The following is a 3,852-nucleotide window of genomic DNA, read 5'->3' as shown; positions in this document are numbered from 1 at the left end:
GGTCGCGCGCGGCTGACCGCCCGGCAGGGGTAAGGGCAGGCCCTCACCCGTCGCCACGCTCATCCGCGCAACGCGTGTTGAATGGGGGCATGCGAGGAGCAATCATTCACGGGGCCGGGGACGTCCGCTTCGAGGAGCGGGCGGACCCGGTCGTCATCGAGCCCACCGACGCCGTCATCCGGACCGTCGCCGCCTGCGTCTGCGGCTCGGACCTCTGGCGGTACCGCGGGGTCTCCCAGGTCAAGCGGCCGACGCCGATCGGCCATGAGTACGTCGGCGTGGTCGAGCAGGTGGGCGATGCCGTGACCACCGTCAAGCCGGGCGACTTCGTGGTCGGCGGGTTCCTGCACAGCGACAACACCTGCGCGGTGTGCCGCAAGGGCATGCAGGCCAACTGCCTGCACGGGGGCGGCTACGACGGCTGCCAGGCCGAGAAGATCCGCATCCCGAACGCCGACGGCACCCTGCTCGCGACCCCCGGTGAGCCGGACGCCGACCTGATCCCCAGCCTGCTGAGCCTCTCCGACGTGATGTGCACCGGCTGGCACGCCGCGGTCTCCGCCGGCGTCGGGCCCGGGTCGAGCGTCGTGGTGGTAGGCGACGGCGCCGTCGGGCTGAGCGGTGTGCTGGCCGCCGCCCAGCTCGGCGCAACGACGATCATCGCGATGAGCCGGCACGAGTCCCGCCAGAAGGTGGCGCGGGAGTTCGGCGCCACCCACGTGATCGCCGAGCGCGGCGAGGAGGGCCTGGCCCAGGTGCTGGAGCTGACCGAGGGCATCGGCGCGGACGCGGTGCTGGAGTGCGTCGGCACCGCGGAAGCCCGGGCGCAGTCCGTGGAGCTGGTGCGGCCCGGCGGCATGATCGGCATCGTGGGCGTGCCGCACGGCGACCTGCCCGTCGACTCCCTGTTCTGGGGCAACAAGGGCCTGCGGGGTGGCGTGGCGCCGGTGCGGGCCTACCTGCCGCACCTCCTGGACCTGGTGTGGAAGCGCGAGATCGACCCGGGCAAGGTCTTCGACCTGACCCTGCCGCTCTCGGAGGTCGCCGAGGCCTACCGCGCCATGGACGAGCGGCGCGCGATCAAGGTGCTGCTGCAGAACTGACGGACGGCGCTGGCGGCTGGCGCCGGGCCCTGCCGCTGGTCGCTGCCAGCGACCTCTGCCGCTGGTCGCTGCCGACGACCTCTGCCACTGGCCGCCGCGCGCCGGCGGTAACGACCATGCACTTGCTGCCAGCCGGAAGCTTCGGCTGGCAGCAAGTGCATGGTCGTTTCCCACGGCCCGGCCGGCGCAGATCCGGATGCGATGATGATCGCGCGAGTGGAACACCCCGTCCGTTTCGGCGAAGCGAGAGACATGACCCAGCACCCGGACACCGCACACCACGAGACCGTCCCGCCCGAGGCCCTCGAGTCGCACCCGGCGCGGGAGCTGCGGTCGGACGCGCGCGACAACCGGGAGCGCATCCTCCGGGTGGCGCGCGAGACGTTCGCAGAACAGGGCATCGACGTCCCGATGCGGGAGCTGGCCCGGCGCGCCGGCGTCGGCCCGGCCACGCTCTACCGGCGCTTCCCGACCAAGGAGGCGCTGGTCACCGAGGCGTTCGGCGAGCAGATGGCGACGTGCACCTCGATCGTCGAGCAGGGCCTGGCCGACCCCGACCCCTGGCACGGGCTGACGACCGTGATCGAGGAGGTGTGCGTCATGCACGCCGTGGACCGTGGGTTCACCGCCGCGTTCGTCACCGCGTTCCCCCAGGCCGTCGACTTCGCCCAGGAGCGCACGCGCGCCCTGCGTGCGCTCGGCGAGCTCATCCGGCGCGCGAAGAAGACCGGCGACCTGCGCCGGGACTTCGTGCTGGACGACCTGATCATGCTGATCATGGCGAACTCCGGCATCCGCGCCTCGTCCCGCAAGGGCGCCGTGGCCGCCTCGCGCCGGTTCGCGGCCCTGCAGATCCAGTCGATCAGCGCCCGGCCCGACGTCGCGCCCCTCCCGCCGGCGGTCCGGCTGCCGTTGCTCGCCGCGCTGTAGGTGCCCCGCTGGGATCGCGGCCTACGACCGGGCCTGCCCGACGAAGGACTCGACTCCGTCCAGGACCCGCGACAGCCCGAACTCCCAGGCGCGCTCGGCGTCGTGCAGGCCGCCGTACCCGGCGGTCGCCGCCGCCCCGACCCGGGCCGCCAACGCGAAGCGCTCTCCCAGCACGCGTGCCATGTGGGGCTCGTGCGCCGCCCACCACTCCGCGTCGCCCTCGCCTGACCGTTCCGGGAGCGACCGCCACGCGGCCAGGCCGGCAGTGGCGTCGCGGACGTAGCCGAGCACCAGGGTCAGCACGAGGTCCATCTCGACGTCGGTCAGCCCGATCCCGTCGACGGCGCGCAGCTCGGCGTCGTACTTGGCGATCGTCCCGGGTCCGAGCGGGGGCCGGCTCTCGAAGCGGGCCAGCAGCCACGGATGCCGCTCGTAGAGCGCCCGGTTCGCGCGTGCGACCCGCTCTAGCCGCGAGCGCCAGCCGTCCCCGCCAGGACTGCCCGTGCCGCCCTCGCCGTGGTCGTAGCGAACCTCCGCGAGCACCCGGTCGACCATGAGGTCGAGCAGCTCCGCCTTGTCCTGCACGTGCCGGTAGAGCGACATGGCGCCGACCCCGAGCCGGTCCGCGACCCGCCGCATAGAGAGGCCGTCGAGGCCCCCGTCGTCGGCTGCGGCCACGCCGGCCGCCACGATCTGGTCGAGACCGAGCCCGGGCTTACGGCCGAGCCCGGAGGCAGCTCGAGTACCCCACAGCAGGTCCAGCGTGCGCACCCGGTCGCGCTCGCCCCCGGAATCTCCCACGCACTGCCTCCTCAAGAATGTGCCGCCCGGACGTCCGCCGTCACGCCTGCCTGCAGCGCGAGGCTCCGCCCCGGCCCGGCCCGGCCTGACCCGGCCGACGTCGACTATAGTTTGCGTACGCCGTACCCAAATGATGCGGCGACACCGGACACATCACACCTGGAGGCACGAGTGGTTGCAGCAGCATTCCGCGTGGGCCTGCGCGTCGGCGACGTGGTCGCCGCGGCACGCCTCTACCGCGGGTTCGGATTCGACGACGTCGGCACGATCCCCGGCCCTGACGGCACCCCGGTCATGACGATCCTCGCGCGCGGGGAGGTCCAGCTCATCGTGGACGCACTGGCCGGCATACCGTTCCCCGACACCGAGCGCGAGCGGCTCACACAGGGCGGCCCCCGCGGCCTCGGCGTCGCTGTCGGGTTGGGTGTGGACGACCTGGCCGCGAGCTATGACTACTGCCGCTCGGCGGGGTGCACCATCACGTCCGAGCCGGCCGACGAGGCGTGGGGCGACCGCGTCTTCGAGTGCGTGGACCCGTTCGGGTACCAGTGGGAGTTCTCCCAGCCCCTCAAGGACTGGGACGCCGCCTCGGGACTGGACGCCGCACAGGAGAGCTGGTTCGGCGCTCAGGCCTGAGCGCGCAGGGCCGGCCGGTCCGGCGCCGGGTCGTCGTCGAGCGCGCCGCGCACCTCACGCACGATGCGCGCCATCGCCTCCTCGGCAGCCTCGGCGTCGCCCGCGGCGACGGCGCGCGCCACCGCCTCGTGCGCCTCGAGCGCCTCCGGCACGGGGTAGGCGGGCATCAGACCCAGGTGGATCCGCCCGGAGATGACGACGGCGACGACGTCGGCGAGCGCGCTGAACAGCTCGTTGCCGCTGGAGCGCATGAGGAGCTCGTGCATCCGGATGTCGAGCGCCAGGAATTCCGCACCGTCGCCCTCGCCGGCCTCGCCGAGCTTGCGCATCTGGCTGGCGGTGGCGACGAGCTCGTCGCGGACCGCCGCCGTCGCGCCGCGGG

The 3,852-nt window shown here is 73.3% G+C and carries 5 protein-coding genes; 3 read left to right on the top strand and 2 right to left on the bottom strand.

Features of this window, described 5'->3' with window-relative positions; genetic code table 11:
- Positions 1-89 precede the first annotated feature (89 nt).
- Both PROKR_RS05550 and PROKR_RS05545 read left to right on the top strand, forming a co-directional pair.
- Complete coding sequence (locus PROKR_RS05550; protein WP_036960387.1) at positions 90-1,103, top strand: zinc-dependent alcohol dehydrogenase family protein; 1,014 nt, start codon at positions 90-92, stop codon at positions 1,101-1,103.
- A gap of 252 nt (positions 1,104-1,355) precedes the next feature.
- Positions 1,356-2,033, top strand: coding sequence for a TetR/AcrR family transcriptional regulator (locus PROKR_RS05545; protein ID WP_211240036.1), 678 nt, complete (start codon positions 1,356-1,358; stop codon positions 2,031-2,033).
- Between the two features lie 21 nt (positions 2,034-2,054).
- Here PROKR_RS05545 and PROKR_RS05540 read toward each other — a convergent pair whose 3' ends face one another.
- The gene (locus PROKR_RS05540; protein WP_036960384.1) at positions 2,055-2,834 is read right to left on the bottom strand and encodes a TetR/AcrR family transcriptional regulator; all 780 of its coding nucleotides are present in this window, start codon (positions 2,832-2,834) and stop codon (positions 2,055-2,057) included.
- A 171-nt stretch (positions 2,835-3,005) separates the two neighbouring features.
- On the opposite strand from PROKR_RS05540, the gene PROKR_RS05535 reads away from it, so the two are divergent.
- Positions 3,006-3,470 (top strand): VOC family protein, encoded by a 465-nt coding sequence (locus PROKR_RS05535; protein ID WP_036960381.1) that lies wholly within the window; start codon positions 3,006-3,008, stop codon positions 3,468-3,470.
- On the opposite strand, the gene PROKR_RS05530 is transcribed toward PROKR_RS05535, so the two are convergent.
- On the bottom strand, positions 3,461-3,852 hold a 392-nt coding region (locus tag PROKR_RS05530), incomplete at its 5' end, for an FCD domain-containing protein (RefSeq protein WP_036960378.1). The two genes, PROKR_RS05535 and PROKR_RS05530, sit on opposite strands and share 10 nt — an antisense overlap.

The sequence above is a fragment of the Promicromonospora kroppenstedtii DSM 19349 genome, from assembly GCF_000515355.1.
GTDB lineage: Bacteria > Actinomycetota > Actinomycetes > Actinomycetales > Cellulomonadaceae > Promicromonospora > Promicromonospora kroppenstedtii.
The sequence above is the reverse complement of the archived record's forward strand: the minus strand, read 5'-3'. Positions and strand labels throughout refer to the sequence as shown.